General features: G+C 31.6%; 17 protein-coding genes and 1 tRNA gene. 3 read left to right on the top strand and 15 right to left on the bottom strand.

Annotated features, from left to right (window positions below; all coding sequences use genetic code 11):
- Positions 1–32 precede the first annotated feature (32 nt).
- From M2372_RS06155 to M2372_RS06100, 12 genes are all read right to left on the bottom strand, one after another.
- On the bottom strand, positions 33–728 hold the full coding sequence (locus M2372_RS06155) for a hypothetical protein (RefSeq protein WP_123317953.1): 696 nt from the start codon (positions 726–728) through the stop codon (positions 33–35).
- 13 nt (positions 729–741) lie between these two features.
- A complete protein-coding gene (locus M2372_RS06150) occupies positions 742–1,071 on the bottom strand; it encodes a DUF4280 domain-containing protein (RefSeq protein ID WP_123317954.1) in 330 nt (109 codons plus the stop codon).
- A 101-nt stretch (positions 1,072–1,172) separates the two neighbouring features.
- Positions 1,173–1,685, bottom strand: a complete 513-nt coding sequence (locus M2372_RS06145; RefSeq protein WP_123317955.1) for a hypothetical protein — start codon at positions 1,683–1,685, stop codon at positions 1,173–1,175.
- 19 nt (positions 1,686–1,704) lie between these two features.
- Positions 1,705–2,913, bottom strand: a complete 1,209-nt coding sequence (locus tag M2372_RS06140; RefSeq protein ID WP_123317956.1) for a DUF11 domain-containing protein — start codon at positions 2,911–2,913, stop codon at positions 1,705–1,707.
- 32 nt (positions 2,914–2,945) lie between these two features.
- Positions 2,946–5,162, bottom strand: a complete 2,217-nt coding sequence (locus tag M2372_RS06135; RefSeq protein ID WP_123317957.1) for a type VI secretion system Vgr family protein — start codon at positions 5,160–5,162, stop codon at positions 2,946–2,948.
- 270 nt (positions 5,163–5,432) lie between these two features.
- Positions 5,433–6,638, bottom strand: a complete 1,206-nt coding sequence (locus tag M2372_RS06130; protein ID WP_123317958.1) for a putative phage abortive infection protein — start codon at positions 6,636–6,638, stop codon at positions 5,433–5,435.
- A 414-nt stretch (positions 6,639–7,052) separates the two neighbouring features.
- Complete coding sequence (locus M2372_RS06125; RefSeq protein ID WP_123317959.1) at positions 7,053–7,346, bottom strand: hypothetical protein; 294 nt, start codon at positions 7,344–7,346, stop codon at positions 7,053–7,055.
- A gap of 429 nt (positions 7,347–7,775) precedes the next feature.
- Positions 7,776–8,165, bottom strand: a complete 390-nt coding sequence (locus M2372_RS06120; protein WP_148060697.1) for a hypothetical protein — start codon at positions 8,163–8,165, stop codon at positions 7,776–7,778.
- Positions 8,166–8,167: 2 nt separating this feature from the next.
- Complete coding sequence (locus tag M2372_RS06115) at positions 8,168–8,482, bottom strand: hypothetical protein (RefSeq protein WP_123317961.1); 315 nt, start codon at positions 8,480–8,482, stop codon at positions 8,168–8,170.
- A 32-nt stretch (positions 8,483–8,514) separates the two neighbouring features.
- Entirely contained in the window at positions 8,515–9,090 is a 576-nt protein-coding gene (locus tag M2372_RS06110; protein WP_185018679.1) for a hypothetical protein, read from the bottom strand.
- Between the two features lies 1 nt (position 9,091).
- Positions 9,092–9,493 carry a hypothetical protein gene (locus M2372_RS06105; protein WP_123317962.1) on the bottom strand — a complete coding sequence of 134 codons (402 nt, stop codon included), beginning with the start codon at positions 9,491–9,493 and terminating at the stop codon, positions 9,092–9,094.
- 268 nt (positions 9,494–9,761) lie between these two features.
- The gene (locus M2372_RS06100) at positions 9,762–14,003 is read right to left on the bottom strand and encodes an NACHT domain-containing NTPase (protein ID WP_123317963.1); all 4,242 of its coding nucleotides are present in this window, start codon (positions 14,001–14,003) and stop codon (positions 9,762–9,764) included.
- A 508-nt stretch (positions 14,004–14,511) separates the two neighbouring features.
- Between M2372_RS06100 and M2372_RS06095 the strand changes: the two genes are divergently transcribed.
- Positions 14,512–15,036, top strand: a complete 525-nt coding sequence (locus M2372_RS06095; RefSeq protein ID WP_123317964.1) for an antirestriction protein ArdA — start codon at positions 14,512–14,514, stop codon at positions 15,034–15,036.
- Between the two features lie 148 nt (positions 15,037–15,184).
- Here M2372_RS06095 and M2372_RS06090 read toward each other — a convergent pair.
- Positions 15,185–15,255 (bottom strand) — tRNA-Gln (locus M2372_RS06090).
- Between the two features lie 370 nt (positions 15,256–15,625).
- Here M2372_RS06090 and der point away from each other — a divergent pair.
- Positions 15,626–16,936 (top strand): ribosome biogenesis GTPase Der, encoded by a 1,311-nt coding sequence (der, locus tag M2372_RS06085; protein WP_115970043.1) that lies wholly within the window; start codon positions 15,626–15,628, stop codon positions 16,934–16,936.
- 117 nt (positions 16,937–17,053) lie between these two features.
- Here the strand turns inward: der and M2372_RS06080 are convergent, their stop codons facing one another.
- Entirely contained in the window at positions 17,054–17,536 is a 483-nt protein-coding gene (locus M2372_RS06080) for a GNAT family N-acetyltransferase (protein ID WP_123317965.1), read from the bottom strand.
- Positions 17,537–17,694: 158 nt separating this feature from the next.
- Positions 17,695–21,615: a Pls/PosA family non-ribosomal peptide synthetase gene (locus M2372_RS06075; RefSeq protein WP_123317966.1), complete on the bottom strand. Its 3,921-nt coding sequence runs from the start codon at positions 21,613–21,615 to the stop codon at positions 17,695–17,697.
- 143 nt (positions 21,616–21,758) lie between these two features.
- Between M2372_RS06075 and upp the strand changes: the two genes are divergently transcribed.
- Entirely contained in the window at positions 21,759–22,409 is a 651-nt protein-coding gene (gene upp, locus M2372_RS06070; protein WP_123317967.1) for a uracil phosphoribosyltransferase, read from the top strand.

Below are 22,409 nucleotides of genomic sequence, written 5' to 3'. Positions count from 1 at the left end.
GTTTAAAAGGTGTTGAGGTCTGTCTTTCTGTGCTATTTTAGGCTATTTTTACCAAAATACAATTCACTGTTGATTCTATGTTCTTCTAATAGTTTAAAACCAGGTGTTGTTAAATCCAAAGGAATTTTGAAGCATTTAGTGTTCTTATCATAAATTACAGACCTATTATTTTCTTTATGAATCGTAGATAATTCAATCATTTTTAAGGATTCATCATTGGCTTGAATTGAATCTTGCTTAAAAATTGCTAAAATTGTTTTTTTATCAATCAGGCTATTCATTCTTTCCAGTTTCTTTATCTCATGGTATCTTATATAAAAATACTGAATGCTGTTTGTTGTATAAATGGAAAGACATTTGACATCTACTTCAATATCCTTACAGTTTTTAACGACAAAATCAGCTCTTTTTACTGTAAAAGAATCAATGATATTATAGTTTGGAAAACTTGTTTTATCTTGGGGAATATCTTCTATCATAAAGCTTCTTTCTATGGCTGATTTTTTGAATACCTCCTGAGCCAATATACCATTTCGTAACTTTTCACTACAGAGATTTTTGTATTCTTCAGAATCTCTTAGAAAAAAAGGTTCTGATTTCTTTTTTCCAGAAACAATTATAGCATCATTTATATCACCTTTGATATGATAGATTAAATCTTCAATTCTATCTACATATTGTGAAAATGGCTTTTCGGGGTCATCCCTGTTGATTAAATAGTAGCCCATAATTATTAGTATTTTATTCTTTCACAAAATTCTGTGTTGACTTTATAACTGATATTTTACCACCAATAGAACATTGGCAAGTAGAGGAGTCTAACAGCTCTTTTTTACCCTCAATTTCAAAATCAGAAGTATCATTCCATGTAATAGGTGAAGGTGTACAGGAAGACCTTAAAACGCTACATATTCCAAAAGGTTTAATATTGGTGTTAGGCTGTTTGTCCTCTTCTGTAGCCTGTAGCTTTCCATCAATACTCATAAAAGATTGACTTGTTACTGTGAGTGGAGTTGGTGAAGTTCCTTTATCACATTTTAGCTGGGTGGTATCTGTGATAGTGTGTGGCATAAAAATTTTGCATATGGGTTAATTTTATACATTCATACATATAAATAAAGTATAAAAGTTCATGTTATATCTATACTTTTGTGGCTTTTCTTATGCTGGTTTTAATGTCTGAATAGTTCTGTTTCAGCTAAATAAAAATCTTTTTTATCATTATCATAGTTATATAAAAACATTGCAAGTGTATTGTAACGTTTAAAATAAATGTCATTATCTTTTGTCTTTGTTGCCCACATTGTTTCGAAGAAAACATAATAATGATTTTCAGTTCTCTTTATACTTACTTTTAAGAACTTAAGTCCTTCTTTTTTAATGAGTTTAAAGACTTTGAATAAGTTTTTTTTATTACAAAGCATATTCTCATTAAGATTATTCTCATTAATTTTTTTTGTTGAGTGAACATTGAAGTATTTATTATCAATCAAATGTCCATCATCTTTAATCAATACATAATTTTCAATAAGTTCCTTTTCTGCTTCATCAGTGGATTTACTTAAAATGTTATTTAAATCTTCGATACTTCTCTCAAGTATAACATCTTCATAATTGGATACTTTATGTTGTGATTTCACTCCAATTGATAACAACAATAAAATATAGCATAGTAATATTTTCATTTTAATTCTATTTCTATTTCTATTTTTTAAAATTTACAAAGTATTCATGTGGTAAAGTCGCTAAAACTCCCAAATAGTTGTATATATATACTTTTTGTGGTTTTCTCCTTGCAAATTCATATCTAATTATTTCTTTATCTGCATCATTTTGAAGACTGTAAATATCTCCTTTTATTTTGCCTTCGCTATCTGTAAATTTATTTGAAGGTGCATGGCAATACTCAGGAGCTTTATCCTCTCCACTTCCAAAACCTGCTACTCTACTACCAGCATTTGGTGTTTCCTTTTTTTCTTCTGCGCCTCCACTTGGGTGGGAATGAAAAGTTGAGTCACCAACAAAACTTTCAATCTGTATCTCAGCATATCCTCTTTCGTTAATGTCATTAATCTGTCCTGTTCTAGATTCTTTTACTATGCCACTTGGACTTATACTACCACCATATTCTTTATTATTTTGTGGTTTTTCCTTTACTGTTCCCCCACTCCCATCATCTTGTTGTACAATATCTACCATAGCTTGTCTTGTAGATTCCTTTGGGTAAATTTCAATAGTATTCTTGTAAGCCAGACAATCAGCCGTGAACATTTCAGGTTTTTGAAGATTTTCGGTAATAAACTTTTCAGTTTCTTTTGCTTCTTTATTTGAGAGATTTGCTCCTTTTGCCCCTGAATCGAACGTTTTTGTAGTTGTTTTTATTACAAAAACTCTATTACCTGTTTTCTTTGCATTATTTGTGGGAAACCTATCATATACTTCATTTGAATATATCTGTACCTTATTTTCGTAATTTCCTCCGCTTGCTACTTTGGCTGTCATAACAAGTGTTTCACCTTTATTTACTTCCATGTCTCCAATAGTCCATTCATCGTTAGCCCAAGTTCCTTTAGAGGGAGTTGCATTTACAAAGGAATATCCATCAGGTAATGTATTTTCAACGTATACACCTGTTGCCTTATTCGGGCCAAGATTTTTAGCTGTAATTGTAAATTTTATTTCCTCATTTTCATTAGCTTGCCCCTTGTCAAAAGATAAATCAACTTCTAAGTCCGTTGAAATATCTTCCTTTGCTGCTCTATCTCTTTTCTTATCCCTAATTCCCTTGTTTGCTACTCGGCCTATTTCTTTTCCATCTTCATTTACAAAAATATCAACACTAATATCTATTTTTAAAAGGGCATCTTTATATTCAACGCCATCTATTTCTACATAAAAAACTCTTCCGTCCATAAAATTAATTTTTATTTATTTCATCCCTTTTTTTATCCTTCCTTTTGATATTCTTTTATAATGATTCGTTTTTTCAAAATTGCAAATCCATTCTTATCAACAGCTCCTGAATAGGGCACAGAACTTTTTTTGTCCTCAACTTCTTTTCCTTGAATTTCTTTAACATTCAATTGTACAGTTTCACCTTCTTCGTAGTTTCTTGTATGTATAAACAAGCTTACTTTTTGTCCAATATATGCTTCGCTAATATTCTCGTTCATTTCATCATCCATCCATTGTACACTTACAATCTGCTTTTCTTTTGTATAATCAAACTTGCCATTTTCAGGAAGTTTATTCATTTGTGGGGCTTTATACTCAATCTTATCTTTAGCAGTTAATAATGAGTTGGCTCCATATACATGCATTCTGTCTTTTGCTCCGAACTCTGTTTGGCCATCAGTATAACCTATGAATTTTTCTTTACCGTAAAGGTCTAGGTGTGCTTTTGCTGATATTTCGGTATTGGTTCCAGCATTGATAATGGTTTTCTTACCACTGTCTTGGCTTATCTCTTGTTTGGCAATAATCTTGATATTCTGTCCAACATTGGTATCCATATTCTTTCCTGCTTTGGTTTCGATATTCTCTTCAATATCAAATTTCAGGTTCTTTGATTTTATAGTAATGGTTTCAGGGGCAGTAATATTAATGTTGCTTCCCTCTGTATCAAATCTCAACTCATTTCCACTTTTATCGGTCAATAAAATACTTTCATCCTCTGTAAATACTAAGCGATGTCCGCTCCTTGTTTGAATAGATTTTACACGGTTGTCCATACCACCTCCCAATCCTACACCTCCGTGAAACATGCCACCCATTGCAAAAGGAAAATCAGGATTATGGTATTCAAAGCCAATCATTACTTGGTCTCCTATTTCTGGAACTGCTACAAATCCTCTATTCTGGCTTACTGTATCTGTACCTCCCGCATCTGGACTCATCATTCGGATAAAATGGGTGGTATCATTTAATTGCCAGTCAAACTGCACTTGTATTCTGCCTTGATTCAAAGGGTCTACATTGGAGATAACCGTTGCCACCTGTGGTTCTGCTTTGGGCGTTATAAAAGCTGGTTTAGGCATGAAACCTGTTCCCTCAGCTATAGCTTCAAAACTTCCTGTATAATAACCTCTGGCATCAACTTCATGGTTTACCTCTGTCATCATCAGGGTTGTGAAATGTGATGTCTGATTACTGCTTTGATTTCTCATGTCTATGTCTGCCACACAGCCTATGAATAAAAAAGGAACTGTTGTACTTCCAGATACAGTAAAAACTTCTACGGCTTTACTTCCCCTGGCACTCTTTTGAGAATCATCCACATCCAAAAACATATTAGCATTGATAGGAGTAGGGGTAAGAGACCTTGTTTTAAAAATGTCATCATTTAATACGTATGCTTTTTGAGATAAATCTCCGAGGTGTTTTATCTTATTATCGGACCCTAGCATTTTTGCATGGCTGCTGCTATTATAACCAAAGTATTCAGGTTTAGTGTGAACAGCTTTTAACTCTACCTGTATATCTGTAACATTACTTCCGTAAATAAGTTGGATAGGCTTTTCAGGTGCTGGAAGTTTTCCAAAATGTAAGATATACCCATCATAATAAAATTGCTCTCCATAGGCTTCTGCTAGTCTTGCAAGATAATTATAATGTGTTTCACAATATTGTGCACTGTAATTGATATAACTTTTATTCTGGGTTTCTATTCTAAAATCAAACTTACTTGTTCCCAGTGCTTCTTTAATAATTCTATCTGCAATAATGGAGGTATTTACAGATTGACGACCTCCAAAGCTCTGAGTATGAGGGGCTGAATCCATTAAAACTGTAGGGCTATAACCTTTAAGTACAATATTACCAAGGCTCATTTGTTCCTGGCTAAATGCAATCTTTGTAATAACACCTACAAATGTTCTTTCAGGGCTTTCGTCTTCATAGTCTTTATATTTGAAAGTTACTGTTAGTCTTTTTCCTAAAAATTGTTGGGCTTCTTCAAGATTGTGGTTCTGTATTTCACCTAAAGAATCATGAGCTAGAATCAATTCAAAATAATGGTGTTTTCTGGCACTTTGTTGTAAACGAAAGTGTTTAAAATGACTGATAGATTTCCCTTCAACCACAATGTCCAGCTTAACCACACGGTTAATACCTGCTATATGGTTCTCTGAAATCTTTTCAGAATTGGAAATATTCTTTCTCATTAATACTGTGGTATTTGTGTTTATATCACCAAATATAGATAAATGTATAATACCACATATACAAATTTTGAAAAAATTCAAAAAGTGTAGTAAAACTACGATTGATTAACAGGGGTTGGGGAAAGTTTTTAATACTCCTTTGTCTTGCATAATTTATTTCTAAGAAAAGAAAATTTATCTTAGGCTCTAGTTCCAAATGTTTTATTGATAGATTAATAAATAATGAAGTTTAATGTATACTATGAAATTACATTTATAGAATATTAAATATTAATTATATATGTTCTCATTAAGATTTTCTCGATATGGATTTAAAATTGTTTCCTCTTCTTCAAATTCGACCTGTGGATAGAATAAGGTTATGTCGTATTTAATTCTATATGCTTTTGGAATATTTCTAATTAAATCATATTTAGTAATTAATCTTTTATTTTCATCTTGATTTTTCAGTTCCCAAGCTCTTCCCAAGATTGAAATGCTATTTATAAATAATATCAATTGTTCATGGTTAGAAAACAAAGAACGAAAGTTTTTAGCATATTCCCATTTTTCAGTATAGCTTAATTTTGATTGATTGTTTATGTAATTAATTGACATAAATAATTGCCTAAAATAATGCCCCAATGTCCCCTGATGACCTGAATAGTATTTTTGGGTATTTATTGCTGGACTGTCAAAATCTTGAAATGTTGTGAATATGCTTTCCCAAGTTTCTTTAGATGTGGAATTATGCCTTGCATCTTCTGGTTTATTTGATAAATAATTTAGTAGTGGAGTTAAATAATCATCTTTATATTTTGAATGGAAAATTAGTTTGATATTATCACGCCCCATAAATCCCACACCAAAATAAAGAATTATGTAAGCAATTTCGTATGATGTCCATTTGCTTAAATTTACTGTATCATTTTTTGAAATTAGACTATCTTTGTAATCTGCATAAATTTTATCATCTAACGATTGATTTTTAGTGGTATCAAATCTATCTATTTCCTCTAACAAATATCTAAAGTCTCGGTATAATAAATAAAAGTAACCTTTACTTTCATGTAATTCACCAGAATTTGATACAAATTTCATTTGAGATACATTAACGTTATAAACATCTATTAACTTAAAAACTCTAGACTCTACCTGTTCTAATAAATATTGTGTATCTTGTTTTGTAATCTGAGCATTTTGAATAGCCAGTTGTTTATCAAATTGTCTTTTTTGCTCATTATTAGCTTCGTACTGTATCCAAAAAGCTATAAATGTTAGCATAGCTGCTATTGTAGCAATACCAGGTCCAACAATTCCACCAATTGTGTCACCAATTTCATTTGGTTCAATAGCTAGCTCAACCCAATTATATGTCGTAAGAAAAAATGGCAAAGAAAAGATTAAGATAGCCGTCACTGCAAATGCAAATATTGACCAACGCAGAATTTTTTTTGATTTTTTTTGTAGTTTATTAATATATTCTTGATTTTCCATCAATCGTTTATTTGAGATTTTACTTAATTTATTTCTTTAACCTTAAGATTCCTTCAATTAAGTATTTCCACATAATACCACTTTCAATAACAGCTGTTTTATTATCAGGTATTGGTAATTCCATTTTGAAGTTACAAAAGTCTTTCCAATGAGGCAGCCAGATTTGTTTTTGGGTCTGTTCATCAAGCGATGGTATGTCTTCCTAAGAATACAATTTCTATATTAACTTTAGCAACTCGATTATATTTATTTTCTATTCAGTTTTTCTCCAATTTTTATAATGGTTATTAAAGAATTTTAACCAAGATATAATTTGTAGAAATTCATCTTTTGTAAATTTATATTGTGTTTCATCAGCAATCTTTATATCATAAGGAAGTCTTTCTTGAATTTCTTTAATTTGATTATTGTTTGTTATTCCAAGTTATTCATTTTGATAAAATCAGCTGCAGTAGCAAATGAAAGTACTAAATCTTTCGTATCGAATCTATTCTGGGATTCATCAATGCAATTTTGATAATGTTGTTTGAAACTTTCATTTAATATTTTCAAAGTAAGATTTTTTCCTTCAATTAAAGATGGATTAAAATTGATTTTCTCATATTCACACAGGTACTCATTAAAATATATTTTTAATTTATCTGGTTCATTTGTCGCTAAGATATTTTCGACAATTTGTTTTAATTTTGAGGGAATTATATTATTCATGGTTAAGTTTTTAATATGGATTAATATACAAATCTTTGACAATTAAACTAAAATTTTCTAATAAGAATATTTGGATTGTTACTTTTCATCATCAAAAAATCAAAAAAATAGTATAAAATACATAGAAAACATTGATGAATAAACAAGTTTTTAAGTAGATTGTCTTTCAAGGAAATAATTGTAAAAAAATAAAACTTATGATGTGGAAGACAACAACCTTTACTATTTACTAGAGAACAGAGAGCTGCAGGTCTATGAATTTTGAGATTTTTTTTAAAAAATCCCGATTAGAGGGTTTGAGTTAGTTTGAGAGTAGTTAGAATGAGATTATTTTGCTATAAATTATTGGTGTTATGTTACAGATTTATTGCCTGTCTTTGCTTACAGAGATAAAAAATAAGCCTCAACCCATAAGGTTAAGGCTAGATTTTATAATAAATATCCACTGTAAATATATTGCCAATTATTGTATCGGAGATTGATTATAACGTTCTCACTTTTGCTTATTACAAGAGTTATAGTACATCTTTTACCACTTGAATCTACACAATAATAATCTTGTACCAAACTATCATCAATATATTGTGTTGGTTTGAAATCAAGGATTTTGTATGTTTCTTGCGGACTTGAATGTACTATAATTCTTTGTTCATCAGCATTTATGGTTACTGTAACAGATGTCTTTTTTAATTCGCTCCAATCAGTCCAATATCCACCTTTATTCTGCCTGTATTTAACATATTCTGTTTTCATCTGAGATTTTTGTCCGAAACATATTGAAGATGCTATGAGCAATACAACTATTAATAAGCTTCTCATGGTTAGTTATTTTTGAAAGGATTATTTCCTTCTCTCATAAAGACAGTTCCCATCTTCTGATATTGGATAGACTGCCCCTTTACGCAAGCTGTATAAATTCCACTTCCAAGACCATTTTGTGCTCTGATAATGATTACTTCTTTTTCTTCAACTCCATTATCAATGGCAACGAATTTTTTCAGTCGTTTGTTTTTGATTGGCTCTTTGAAATCTTTAGGCAAATCACACTCTTTTGCGATTTCTTTCGGCTTTTCTTCCTGTGCAAAAAATAATATTGGTGTCGTTGCTAATAATAGCGTAAAAAATAATTTTTTCATATTGATAAATTTTTAAAAATTGTTATTTGAAATTAGTGTTTTATAGCTGTTATGTCAGCTTTTTGAAGCATTTTGTTGACTTGGGTGTTTGAATCGATTTTTGATGTGTTTCCGTGCGTTATACAATGACCTATTGGTTTTTGTTTCTTGCTACAATTGATGCCTAAAATTGGGAGTGTCAGAATCAGAACCTTTAAACGGTATCTTTTGAAAAATAGAATTATAAGTGTATATGCTAACCAAAATAACAGAAGAAATTTGTAATCGTTAAATACAGATTTTGCAAATAACAAGCCTTTATTAGAGTAGCTTTTAAAGTCTGAACCCTCAATCAGAAGTTCACTACATATCATGCCGTTTGTCGGGAGGTTTATCCTTGTTCCAAAAGGTGTAGTCTGATATAATGTACCTACACGTGTTGTGGTTGGGTCATATGTTCCACTCAAAATAATCTTTCCGTTATTGTCAGTAGTTGGAATATTCAAATTTGGGATATATGAAAATGTACTAAAATGCTCTACTGCAAAAACAGTCAAAAAAGCTAATATAAAACCTATCAATATTGATTTAGGTATGTTTTTGTCTACTTGAATAGTTTTCTTTTCCATCTTAGTAATATTCAGCTATTCCATCACTTGACATAACAATAATTCTCTTGTAATCCTGAGAGATAAAAACATAAATGTTTTCTTTTGATGCGGTATTGTAGTACAGAGATTGTTTAAAAATCTTACCTGCAACCTCTTTATATCCTGATTTTTTTAATTCAGCCGCCCAATACATTTCTTCACCATTTTTGTAAACTGTAAAGATTTGTGTTCCTTTTCCATCGGCAGATAGTTCAAAATAAAATTTGTAGGTTGAAGTATCATTTGAAGTAATTTTGTATTGTGTTTGCCCGTTGCTGTCAGAATATTTTATACTCTCCTGTCTATTGTAGAAATAATAGTTTTGAGAAAAACAGAAAGTACTTAATAATACAGCTATTCCTGATAGTAATACTTTTTTCATAAGTGATTTATTGTATCACTCAGTCCCTAAAGTGAAGGTTAATAAATGCAAAAAGCGTGGGACTATAACTTAAATTGTTCAAGGAGGTTCTGGTAAACCATACAGCACAAACAAGTATAGCCCACGCATAGCATGGGCATCAACTGTTTATTCTGTGCTGTATTTGAAATGTACCAGATTTCCTTGTACAGAATAAAAGCTAACGCTTTATATTTTTCGATAAAATTCTAGCTACAAATATATAAATTTCATGATTTAAATAAATGTTCTAATAAAAAATATAATCATATTTATTAATTAATTCTAACGTATTTTTAAAATCAAATGCCTTTGATTTATGGTTGTAAATAATATCCTGTATATCGTTTTTTAATTTATTAATATAAAATAAATCAATATTTGATTTTTGTGAATTTTTCGTATCCAGCCTGTTTAATTTATTTAATGTTTCTTGACAAAAATAAGAGTCCTGGTTTTGACAAATACTGATTATTGATTCAAAAGATATTCTTATAGGAGAGAAATGGGTATCTATTAGATTTATTATATCTTCTTTTGTAATTGATACCTCTAATATTCTAAGTAAGTCATCAATTGATTTTTCATTTGAATAATTTTGCCAACTTGAGTAACTAAAATTATTTTCAATTTCAGAATATAGATTAGGTTGATTTTCAATAATATTTAATAATTTTTTAAAACCATATTCAGAATTTACATTGATTAACATTTTGATTATGATTGATTCTTCCATTATTTCATTCATTATCAAAAAATCATAATTTTCTACAAGATAGTTTTCAACATATTTTATGTTTTCGTTTTTTATCAGTAGATTCAGAATAAAATCTAAAAAATGTTTTTCCCTAGTTTTTATTCTATTAATATTTATTAGTCCACTAATGAAATCTATATCTTTACAGTATAGTAACTCAATCAATTTTTCTGAATGATAATGATTGTTGTTGTCTAACAAGTTTACTATTTTGTCTTTAATATTGAACTTAACACAGTTTAAGTTTTGATTATTGTCTATAAGATATTTAATATACAGATAGATACTTTTTCCTTTTATAGCACTATTAAGATTTTTAACTATTCTTGCAGTTACTTTCTCAGTATTGAAATTTTGAGGAATGTATTCCAAATCAAGTTTTTCTTTAGCATTTAGCAATATCATATCCAAAAGAAACTCCTCATCTAAATTAAATATGAAATATTTTTGAAATTGAAATACAGTATTAAGCAATGAATACTCTTTATTATTCCATGGTGTTTCTTCGCTTTTAGAGAAATATTTATTATATGTTTTTTTTGCTTTCTCAGAATTTTTTAAACACCATTTTTCAATATATAAACGCTGGTCAGCAGAAACCACAATACCATTATCTTTTTCTTTGGGCAAAAAACTCAAAATTCCCCTCATTATCCATAATTGATGTTTTGAAATTTCTCTAAATATGTCTTTTAATTTAAGCTTTAATCCATTATTATTATAATTATCTCGGAGTATATCTCGTAAAACCTGTAGTGCATTTTTTGTTACATTCTGTTTAAGTTTATAAGACTTATAATACGTTTGATTAAACTTTTCTATATCTTGAAATGATAGTTCGTTTTTATTTTTAAAAATAAAAATTTGTAATATCTGTTTATTCAATAATTTATTATCAAATAACACATCAAATTCTCTTTGTCTGTCAGTTTGAAAAAAAATATTCTTTTCTTCAATTTCTTTTTTATCTATTTTTTCTTCAAACTTGTAATTACTATATTTTTCTATATGTTTTTCAAAGGCAATGCCTAAGTCAATACTATTCCAATCACAAATAGCATTTCGGAAAAAGAGTAAAAAATCATCATTAATAACTCCTGTTTTATAGGATTGAAGTATCTCAGTAAAAAATGTTTCATTTACTATTTCAGCAAGAAAAATTTTTTGAGAGAAATCTTCTTTTATCTCATTCAAAACTATAAAAAACACTTCTTTTTCTATTCCACAAAATTTAACAATTTCTAAAAGTAAATCATCCTCGTAATATCTAATTTTATTATCTATAACTGCTTTAGATATAATTTCAATAATTTCATTATTTATTTCAGGGTGTTTAATAAATACAGATTTTAAATAATCTAAAAAACCTTTGATAAGACTTTCTCTTATTTCATGATTTTGATGTCTGTCAACTAAAAATGAATAAATCTTAATTAATAACTTTGGATTATCAATTTTCAGGAAAAGTTCGAAAACATAATCTTTTGTTGAGACAGTAGAAGTATAATGAGATGGATAAACCCAATATTTTCTCCCTATAGTTTTATCTAAAATATCAAGTAAATAATCAACGTTTTCTTCAATCAATTCAGTTGGCATAGTGGTGAGGATATTCCTTACAACTTCTCTATGGTCATATTCTTGTAGTTTTGTTATTATAAAGCTATAAAGGCTAATAGTACATATTTTAGGATTTTGTAGCAATCTAAATGCTTCTTGAAGTAACTGATTATTTTTTTCTGTATCACGTTCGAACTCTGAAATTATTTGTATAATTAAATCTTGAATCTCAGATATTTGAAATTCTGTATAATCCATATAAGATAAAAGTTGAATTGAGGAGAGTCTTGCTCTTATATGTAGATTAAATTCTTTTGCATGGGTCAATAAATAATCAACACTTTCTTTTGAATTGGCAAATTGCGCAACTTCCGCTTTATTTTCTATCCAAAGATTTTCCTGTAAGCAGGTTTTCGAAAATATTTCAATTAAACATTTTATTCGAATATCTACAATAATTCTATCAAAATCAGCTTGAAATATTAGCTTTAAATTATTACTTATTATCCAAGTCGTTAATCTATCGTATAAATTTTTAGGTAAATCTAAATTTAGTAAGAAAGATATTACATTATACCAAGTGGGATGTATTTTAGGAGTATCCTCATCAATTTGTATAAAAGAAATGATTTCTTCAAATTTTAAGTCTGAGAGTACTTTCGCAACTAAATATTCTTGTATATTTTTATGTTCAAAACACCAATTTTCATCAATATTTTGTTGAAGAAATGGATTTTTTGATAAGTCAATTGATTTTCCACATATTTTTTTTGATTGTCCCGTTGAAATAAATGATTGTTGCATTGCTTCCATTGACAATGCAATTTTTTTGGATTGCTCTAAAATTTCAGATTTATGATAAGAATTATCATTTTGATATTTAATTTTTTCATCTTCTTTTAATCTATACTCAACATAGGTTTCCAAAAGTTTTGATTTGTTTAATAAAACTTCATTGGTTTTGAGGTAATGCTTACCTAGAAGTTCTAAATAAAATGGAGTCTGTAATATATCACGGAATTTCCAAAAACTAAATCTACTATCTTGCGTCAAATCAAGACCAAATTTATTTAATAGAAAATTAATTGCTAAGTTCTCAGGAATTTCATTGAGAAAACAGATGTCTAAACCATCAATGTTTTTAATATGATTATTGTAGATATTAGTTCTACAACTTATAACAAATTTTAGATTATTTTTTTTAATCAGTTCTTCGTTTTCAAAAATAAAACTCTTCAGCTTAGTAGTGAAATCTGTGATGTTGTGAATTTCATCAATTCCATCAAGAATAATAACTAAATTAGAAATATACTTATAATTTGAAGGTAACAAATTTTGAAACTTAGTTTCAGAATTAAAGTTTTTTAAAATCCAGAATTTTGGAATTTTATTATTAGTTTCTCTAGTTTCCCAAAGTTGAATTGAAAGGTTTTCCAGTTCATGGCTTTTTCCGCTCCCTGGGTTTCCCAAAATAACAATTCCATATTTTGATTTATTTAACTGTTCTTCTATTTTAATTTTATAATCTGGATTATCGAAAATAAATCTATCTCTATCCTGATATTTTCTAAACGAACGACGAATGTAATATTTATCTTTTTCTAATTTGCCAATAAATAAGCTTTTATCATCTTCATTGATTATGATTTTTTTAAGGTTTTTATCGGAGAAAATTAATTTCTTAAATTTTTGTAGAAACTTATTTCTATTATCTAATGTTACTGGTTTTGTTTTTTTACCATAAACTTTTTCATATAATTCTGGATATAGTGCAAAATAACTTTTAATATAAGATTCAGGAGTCAAGAATTCAATAGGACATTCATCGCTAATCGCTTCATAAAAGCTTTCTAACTTTGTTTCTTCATTTGTATTTGCAAAATCTTCATGTGGTGAAATGAAAAGAAGCAAGTCAATTTTTTTATGAGTCGAGACTATATGAGGGATTTTTTCAAGAGCCAACGTATAATTGAGTCGTGTAGAATAATCTTTGCACTCAGCATATATATTGTAATGTTTATTTTTTTCGTCAACAAGCTCTACAAGAATATCAAACCCATCCTGCGAACCTGATTTTTGTATTCTTCTACTAACAACTTCATAATTTAACTCTTGGAAAATGCTTTCAAGAAATTCAAGTGTTATTTCTTCAAAGCTTCCACCTTTTTTCACCATATTATTTTGCTTTTATCTTTTGTATTTTTCTGATACTAACAAAAATAATAAATAATCATGTTTCTCTAGGATAGTCATTCAATGATATTTAGACTTTATAAATAAATATCAGAAAATTGAGTTACTATCCTAATGCATATTATATTCCCAATTACCCAAATTTCAAAATTTTTGTATGGGTATAGAGAGTGTCCCTACCATAGGGAAGAAGGTGTTCCTTCGAGGGTTTTCCCGATATAGCCCCCCTCCAAAAGCTTTTTGTTTTTGGCGACTGTTTTTTCTCTTTTCTCCGCTCCGAGTGGTTAAAAAGTTTTTAACAGAGGTTGATTTTTTGGTTGAAAAGTATTGTAAACACTTGTATTTATGGGCTTTTTGTTGTATATTTATACTGCTTTTGTGAGCGACTTACTACTAAAATATATCTCAATATATACAAAAAATGCCTTGAAGCACTGCAATGCAACAAGGCGAATCAATAAATTTTAAATCGTACTTAAAACTTATCAACATGACAAATTTACAAAATTGTCTTGATACTGCTAGTATCTATTGTGGCACGTATGCCAAGTATAACAACGGAAGCCTTTACGGTAAATGGTTAAATCTTTCGGACTATTCCGATTATGACGAATTACTTACAGCAATGTATGAACTTCATTCTGATGAACAAGACCCTGAATTTATGTTTCAAGATTATGAATGTCCAATTCTGGAAAAGCTGGGATTATTGAGCGAATATCATATATCAAAAGATATTTATGATGTACTTGAACAAATCAATGATTCTGGACATGATGTAGAAGTTTATGAAGCGTGTTTGGATAATCTTGGAAAGATGGATTTCCAAAGCTTGTATGAATATGTAAACAATTTTTATTACGGCGAATACAACAGCGATGAAGATTTTGTGCAGTACTTATATGAAGATGATGCGTTTAATATTCCTAATTGGGTTGTGATTGATTGGGAAGCTACGGCTAGGAGTATAATGTTTGATTATTTCGAGTCTAACGGACATTATTTCCGTGCTTAAAGATACAATCAGATTCAAGTAGGTCCAAATAGGTTTACTCAAAGAGTTTTTTACAAAAACAGTGACCAAAATCGTGACCAAGTGACCAAAAGTGACCAAAATAAAAAAGCAACTTGCAGTAAATTAGCGAGTTGCTTTTGTTTGGTTGTAGACCCACAGGGATTCGAACCCCGACTGACGGTACCAAAAACCGGAGTGCTACCGTTACACTATAGGTCTGTTTCGATGCTGCGAAATTATAGAATTTATTTTAAATATGAAAATCAAAATTGAAGATTAATTAACATAATAGAGCGGAAATAGCTTTACTTATTGATAGCCAAATAATTATTTTTTTTATTTTTTTCGATAAATCTGTTTTTAAAGTTATATTGTAGAGTCAGAAGGTTTTTTGATGACATCATTTTCTGAGATTAACCGTAGGATAGTAACTCCCATCGTCATTTTTTCATCTTCTATCCTTCCAATCTTAGCCTTCTTTATGTTAAATAATAAAAACTTATCTTTGCAAAAAATTGGGCTCCAAAAGTTGGAGTAACCCATTAATAACGTATCCTTAGCATAGCAAAAGGATTATTAAACATTTTTTATGTCAAATATTGTCGCAATCGTTGGACGCCCCAATGTAGGGAAATCCACGCTTTTTAACCGTTTATTAGAGAGAAGAGAGGCTATTGTAGATTCTACAGCCGGTGTTACCAGAGACCGTCACTACGGAAAATCTGACTGGAATGGGGTAGACTTTACCGTAATTGATACCGGAGGATATGATGTAGGTACTGATGATATCTTTGAAGAAGAAATCCGTAAGCAGGTACAGTTAGCAATAGATGAAGCGACTTCCATTATCTTTATGATGAACGTGGAAGAAGGTCTTACCGATACTGATCAGGAAATTTACAGACTCCTTAGAAGATCAAATAAACCTATTTATATTGTTATCAATAAAGTAGACTCTTCAAAAGAAGAACTTCCTGCAACAGAATTCTATCAGTTAGGAATCGATAAATATTTCACTCTTTCTTCTGCTACTGGTTCAGGAACCGGAGACCTATTGGATGATATTGTAAATGATTTCCCAACAACAGAGTACAAAGATCCTTTTGAAGGACTGCCTAAAATTACAATCGCAGGTCGTCCGAATGTAGGGAAGTCTACAATGACTAATGCCTTATTGGATGTTGAAAGAAACATTGTAACTGATATTGCAGGAACTACAAGAGACAGTATCCAAACGTTATACAACAAATTCGGACACGAATTTGTATTGGTAGATACGGCTGGAATGAGAAGAAAGTCTAAAGTAAATGAGGATCTTGAATTTTATTCTGTAATGAGATCAATCCGTTCTATTGAATATTCTGATGTAGTTATTATCATGGTAGATGCTACACAGGGATGGGAATCTCAGGATATGAATATCTTCGGATTAGCTCAGAAAAACAGAAAGGGAATCGTTATCCTTGTTAATAAATGGGATTTGATCGAAGATAAACAGACCAATACAATGCGTGACTTCGAACAATCGATCAAAGATAAAATCGGTCAGTTCCAGGATATTCCAATTCTTTTCGTTTCTGCATTGACGAAACAAAGAATTCTGAAAGCAGTAGAAGTAGCAATGGAAGTGTATGAGGATCGTAAAAAGAAGATCAAAACTTCAAAATTGAACGAAGTAATGCTTCCTATTTTCGAAAGAACTCCACCACCGGCACTTAAAGGAAAATATATTAAAATCAAATATTGTGTTCAGCTTCCTACACCGTCACCGCAGTTTGTATTTTTCTGCAACCTGCCACAGTATGTGAAGGAGCCATATAAAAGATTTACTGAAAATCAGCTGAGAAAAGAATTCGGATTTACCGGAATTCCGATTGAAGTGTATTTCAGACAAAAATAAAAGAACAGTGTTCATATAAAGATCTGGTAGGGAAACTTACCAGATCTTTTATTTTGAATAATTTATTATATATAAGTGGTTGCACTATTATTATTGTGGAATAGAAACTTCCAGCTTCTATAACCATTTTTCATAAACCAATCTTACCGGCCGATAGCCCTGTGAATTTAGCCAACGTTGCATTGTGTCATTATTGCAAAGAGTAAAACGGTATATTTTCCGGATCTTATAATCAGAATACGTTTCTTCAAATGATTTATTAAGAGCAGAGTAGATTCCTTGTTTTCTGTATTCCTTTTTCACATATCCTTCCGAAACGTACAGGTCATCACCTTCTCCCTGTTCAAAATTACTGTCATCTTTCTCATCAATATATCCAAACAAAAACCCAATGGCTTTTCCGTCAATTTCTGCAATGAGAAAAGTGCCGTCATTTTCCTCTTCACATTCTGACATAAACTTGAGGTAATTGTTCCGGATCAGAGTCCAGTCTGCAGTTTTATCATTCATCTCTTTTTCAGAAACGTGAAGCTCACCCACCAGCTCATTTACAATGGCCAGGTTGTCTTTGATTTTAATTTTTTTGATGGAATAATTCATAATGGTGTTTTGTTTTTTACCGGCTGAAAAAAGGAAGAGGGAAGTTTCTATTGTACATTCGTTCTGTCGTTATTATGTATTTTTCAATGAAATGATACCTATTTATTTTTTTTTGAACTTTAAAACTTCTATCTTCCAGCCTCCAACTTTCTACTTAATTATTTGCCTCTCAACGGGCTTCCGTACCACGAAGTGTTATCAGAAAGAACTTCTCCTTTCATTACCAGTGATAGAGCATCAATGTTAACATTATTTCCGATTTCAGTATTATATAAAATGATCGTTCGGGAATTGATGGTGGTCTGACTTCCGATTGTTACATTTCCTATTTTCATTATCCTGTCTTCAAAAAGATGTGTTTGAGGCCCACAGTCTTCATTTAGCATAGATTCATCACCTATAGATACCATATCAAACTCTGTAATGTCTGTTGTGTTAAGCCATACTTTTTTGCCGATTTTAACACCCAGAAAACGCATGAAGAATGGAAGCCACCATGTACCGCGAAGAAAATCAAGGAAGAACTGTACAGGAAGAGCCTCATAGATGGTGGTAATCCCTTCACTTAACCATACTTTCAGACTGTACATAGGCATTTCTGACTCCTTGTACCTACCTATAAAAATCCACTTCAGCAATACTGTCAGGAAAAAAGATGGTAAAGCAACAATTCCCAGGTAATAAAAAGGGGCAAGCAGGAGCAGATAATGGATTCTTCCTTCCAGATAAGTACTGGTATAGGCAATAAACAGCACACTGCATATAATTACTATAGTTTGTGGTAAGATAATTCTGATTCCTTCTACAATAGCTCTTGCCAGTTTAAGACGGAAAGGTGGGTTGTAAGTAAGATTATCTTGAAATGCCTCTGATTTCTGTCTCGAAGGAAGACCTATTGGCGGAGAGCCAAACCAGTCTCTTTCAGATGAATTTTTAAGCTGTTCTTCAGAAGGAGCTTTACTTAATACTCCGATCAGCATATTATCGCCCAATTCATAGCCTTGTGGGATAAGTCCACTGTTTCCTATAAAACTGTTATTTCCAATTTTTGTTTTGGATAAAATTAATTTCTCATTTCTTACATCATGTTCCCCAAGGATAACAGCGTCGGCAATAAAAGAGCCTTCACCAATTTCCAAAAGGTGGTGTGACACATCGCTGGCTGTTGATATTTCTGAATTTTTGCCCACTTTTGTACCCATCATTCTGTAAAATTTAGTGATATAAATCGAAGCAAAAAGTGGATGTACAATAATGAGCGATAAATTGAAGATCTGATCTTTGATCCATTTTCTGTAATAGGTAAAACTATACACAGGATAGATTCCAGGCTTCATTTTGTATTGTAAAATCCTCGTAAGAATACATACAACGGCAATAAACAGTAAAATATATACTGTTGAAAGTATCGGAGCCTGCCACAGGTAATAAAAACTGTAGTCAGATGAGCGGTCATCCAAGTAATACAGTGTATAAAGGGTAGGTGCTAAAGGTAAAACGATCAGTAGCGGAAAGAAAAATAAAGAACAGGAGTATAACAATGCGTATTTGTTTCTCTTTGCCGCTGAAGAAAGCTTAGGAACTTCCACTTCTTCTCCTGTTTTTATCCTTACCTTTTCAGCAGGACTGCCATTCCATACTTCTCCGAATCCGATTTTTCCACCCTCATTCAGACAGCTGAGATCTTGAAGTTCTCCGAATTCCTCAATCACTGTGTCTCCACATATAATTACAGAAGATCCCAGATAAGAATGAGCTTTAATATGTACTTTTCTTATTCTTAAAATTCCATTTTCAACAGAAGCATTATCAATGCTGCATCCCGAACTTGTGTTTACGTTTTCATCAATGGTAACAAGGTCCTCTGCTGCAATTGGTAATAAGCTAAGCTGGGCACTTGGATGTACTTTTACTCCAAGTAATTTTAAATATTTCGGATATAAAGGTGTTTCTACAATAAATTCAGATGGCATTAGTCTTTTGATGGTTTTCCATAGCCACCATCTGAAATAATACCATCCCCATAATGGATAATCTCCCTCTTTAATTTTTCCGATCACCAGCCATTTGGTTAAAAGGATAATCAGAGAATATATAGGTGGAATTAAAGTATACAGTAAAAATGCACTTAATAGAGCATAATGCAGTCCATATCCGTTAAGTTGAAAATAATAATAGCTTAAATAAGGAAAAAATATCTGAATACTCAATAAGGCAAATACAACCAGCAGACTTATGGTCTGGGCAATATTACAGGCAATATACTGTAAAGTTGAAACCCTGTGAAAAGGTTCATGATGTGAGGCTTTTTGAGTCTGTTTACTTTTAAGGCATTCCGAATAGGCAGAAAGAGGACGGTTTTCATAAATCTCTTTTAATGAAGCCATAGGAATTCCTGCTTTCTGACGTAAATGTGAAACCAAAGTAGCTGCAAGTAAAGAATGTCCTCCTAAATCAGTGAAAAAATCCTGTTCCAGATTAATATCTTTTCCTGGAAACACCCATTTCAACGTTTGTAATAATCTTTCCTGTACGGGAGCATTGAGATCAATTTTAATATCATCATTCTTTTCATGAACGGTAAAGTTTTCTGGAAGAGGAAGTTGTTTTCTATCGATCTTACCGCTAGGCATTCTAGGCATTTCCTTCATCCGGACAATAGAAATAGGAACCATATAAGGAGCCAGAAATTTGGACAGTTCCTTTCTCATTTCACTCTCCTCAAATGAGGTGTCATTGCTCATTACAGCATATCCCACAAGCTGACCTTGCCCGTTGGAATCCTCTTTTACCGCTACAGCAGCAGCAGAAACATCCTGAAGCTGGTTAAGACGGGTTTCTATCTCTCCAAGTTCAATTCTGTAGCCACGAAGTTTGATTTGATCATCTATTCTTCCTTGAAAATCAATAAATCCATTCTCCCTGATAATAACTGCATCTCCGGTTTTATAGATCTTGTCTCCGGGAAGTTCATTAAAAGGATTTGATAAAAATTTCTGTTCAGTAAGTTCCGGAAGGTTAAAATACCCATGACTTACGCCTGGCCCGGAAATAATCATTTCACCACGTTCTCCCCTTGGAAGAATATTCATATTTTCATCAACAATAGCAATGTGGTAATTGGGAAGAGGAGGTCCGATTGTAAGTTCTTCCTGGCTGTTTAGTTTAATCATATTGGATGAAACTGTAGTCTCTGTAGGACCATAGCTGTTGATAAATGTCCTGTAAGGCTTTGCCCATTTATCCTGAACCTGTTGAGTGCAGGCTTCCCCACCGGTATTAATGAGTCTGATGGCGGGAACTTCATCAATAATAGCCAGAATGCTTGGAACTGCATGAAGTACTGTGATTTTATTTTCTGTTAAAATATGACTGAGTTCATCAATTGCTTTTACAGTAGTAGAATCAGCAATCCAGATGGCTGCTCCAGCAAAAAGGCTAATCCATACCTCTTCACACCACATGTCAAAAGAGACTGAGAATCCCTGATAAACAGTATCCGTATCTTTTATGCCTATAAAATCCTGTTCAGAGCGGATCAGATGGCATATATTTCTGTGGGAAATGGGAATTCCCTTAGGGTTTCCTGTACTTCCTGATGTAAATAGAACATAAGCCCAATGGTTCGGAACTTGACTGATTATCGGTGTGGATACAGCCTTTTGCGGTTGAGCTGCAATTGACAATGGCTCACAGTGGATATGGGCATCCGTATCCGAAAAATAAGCTTTAACATCAATATCTGTAAAAACTTTCCTGATCCTGTCTACGGGCATTTCCCGGTCCAGAGGAATATAAGCAGCACCAGCCTTTAAAATTCCAAGTATAGCAATAGGAAGTTCAAGGCTTCTCGGATACCAGACTCCAACACTATCACCGGGTTGTATTCCCTGGTTTTGCAGTTGAAGGGCAATAGCGTTGCTCCAGCTATCCAGTTCAGCATAGGAGATTTTTTTATTTTTAAATATAAAAGCTGTTTTGTCTTTATATTTTTCAAAGGTGGGAACTAATAATTCAGGCAGAGTTTCATCTTTTATAAACTCCGGACTGATTTTTCCTAAAATTAGGCTTTTCATCATTAAAAAAATAAAATATATAGGTTGGGAAAATTATATAAATATAGCCTATTTCTATTCATGCCTAATCTTCAAATTCGTTTTTTAGTTGTAATTTTGCAGCAATTAATGTTTTACTAACTGTAATTAAAAAACCTAAAATCTTCATGCTTACTATTTTATCGCAAAATTTTTCTCTTGTTAATGAATGGATTAATGAACTTCGAAACGTTGATGTTCAGCATGACCGAATGAGATTCCGGAGAAATATGGAAAGAATCGGAGAAATTGCGGCCTTTGAAATCAGTAAAGGATTGGAAGTAAGAGATGTTGAAATCCAAACTCCTTTAGATACTATTAAAAGTAGGGAAATTGCAGTACAACCGGTGATTACAACCATTTTAAGAGCAGGAGTTCCGTTATTTGAAGGAATTCTTAATTACCTTGACAGAGCAGATTGTGGTTTCGTGGCTGCTTACAGAAAGCACGATGCCAATGATTATTTCTCTATCAAACAGGATTACCTTACTTGTCCGAATATTGAAGGAAGACCTTTAATCGTAGCAGATCCTATGCTGGCAACAGGCGCATCCCTGATTGAAGCAATCAAAGACTTGTTGACCAACGGAAACCCAACTCAGCTTCACATTGTAGCAGCCATTGCTTCAAGACAAGGGGTAGAAACTGTACAAAATGCCTATCCTGACGCTCACATTTGGGTAGGATCCATTGATGAAGAGTTGACCTCAAAAGGATATATTACACCAGGATTGGGTGATGCCGGAGATTTAAGCTACGGAGAAAAACTTCAACGATAA

The sequence above is a fragment of the Chryseobacterium sp. BIGb0232 genome, assembly GCF_024810195.1.
In the GTDB taxonomy this organism is placed as follows: domain Bacteria; phylum Bacteroidota; class Bacteroidia; order Flavobacteriales; family Weeksellaceae; genus Chryseobacterium; species Chryseobacterium pennae.
Note: the sequence above shows the minus strand (reverse complement) of the source record. Positions and strands in the feature narration are given on the sequence as shown.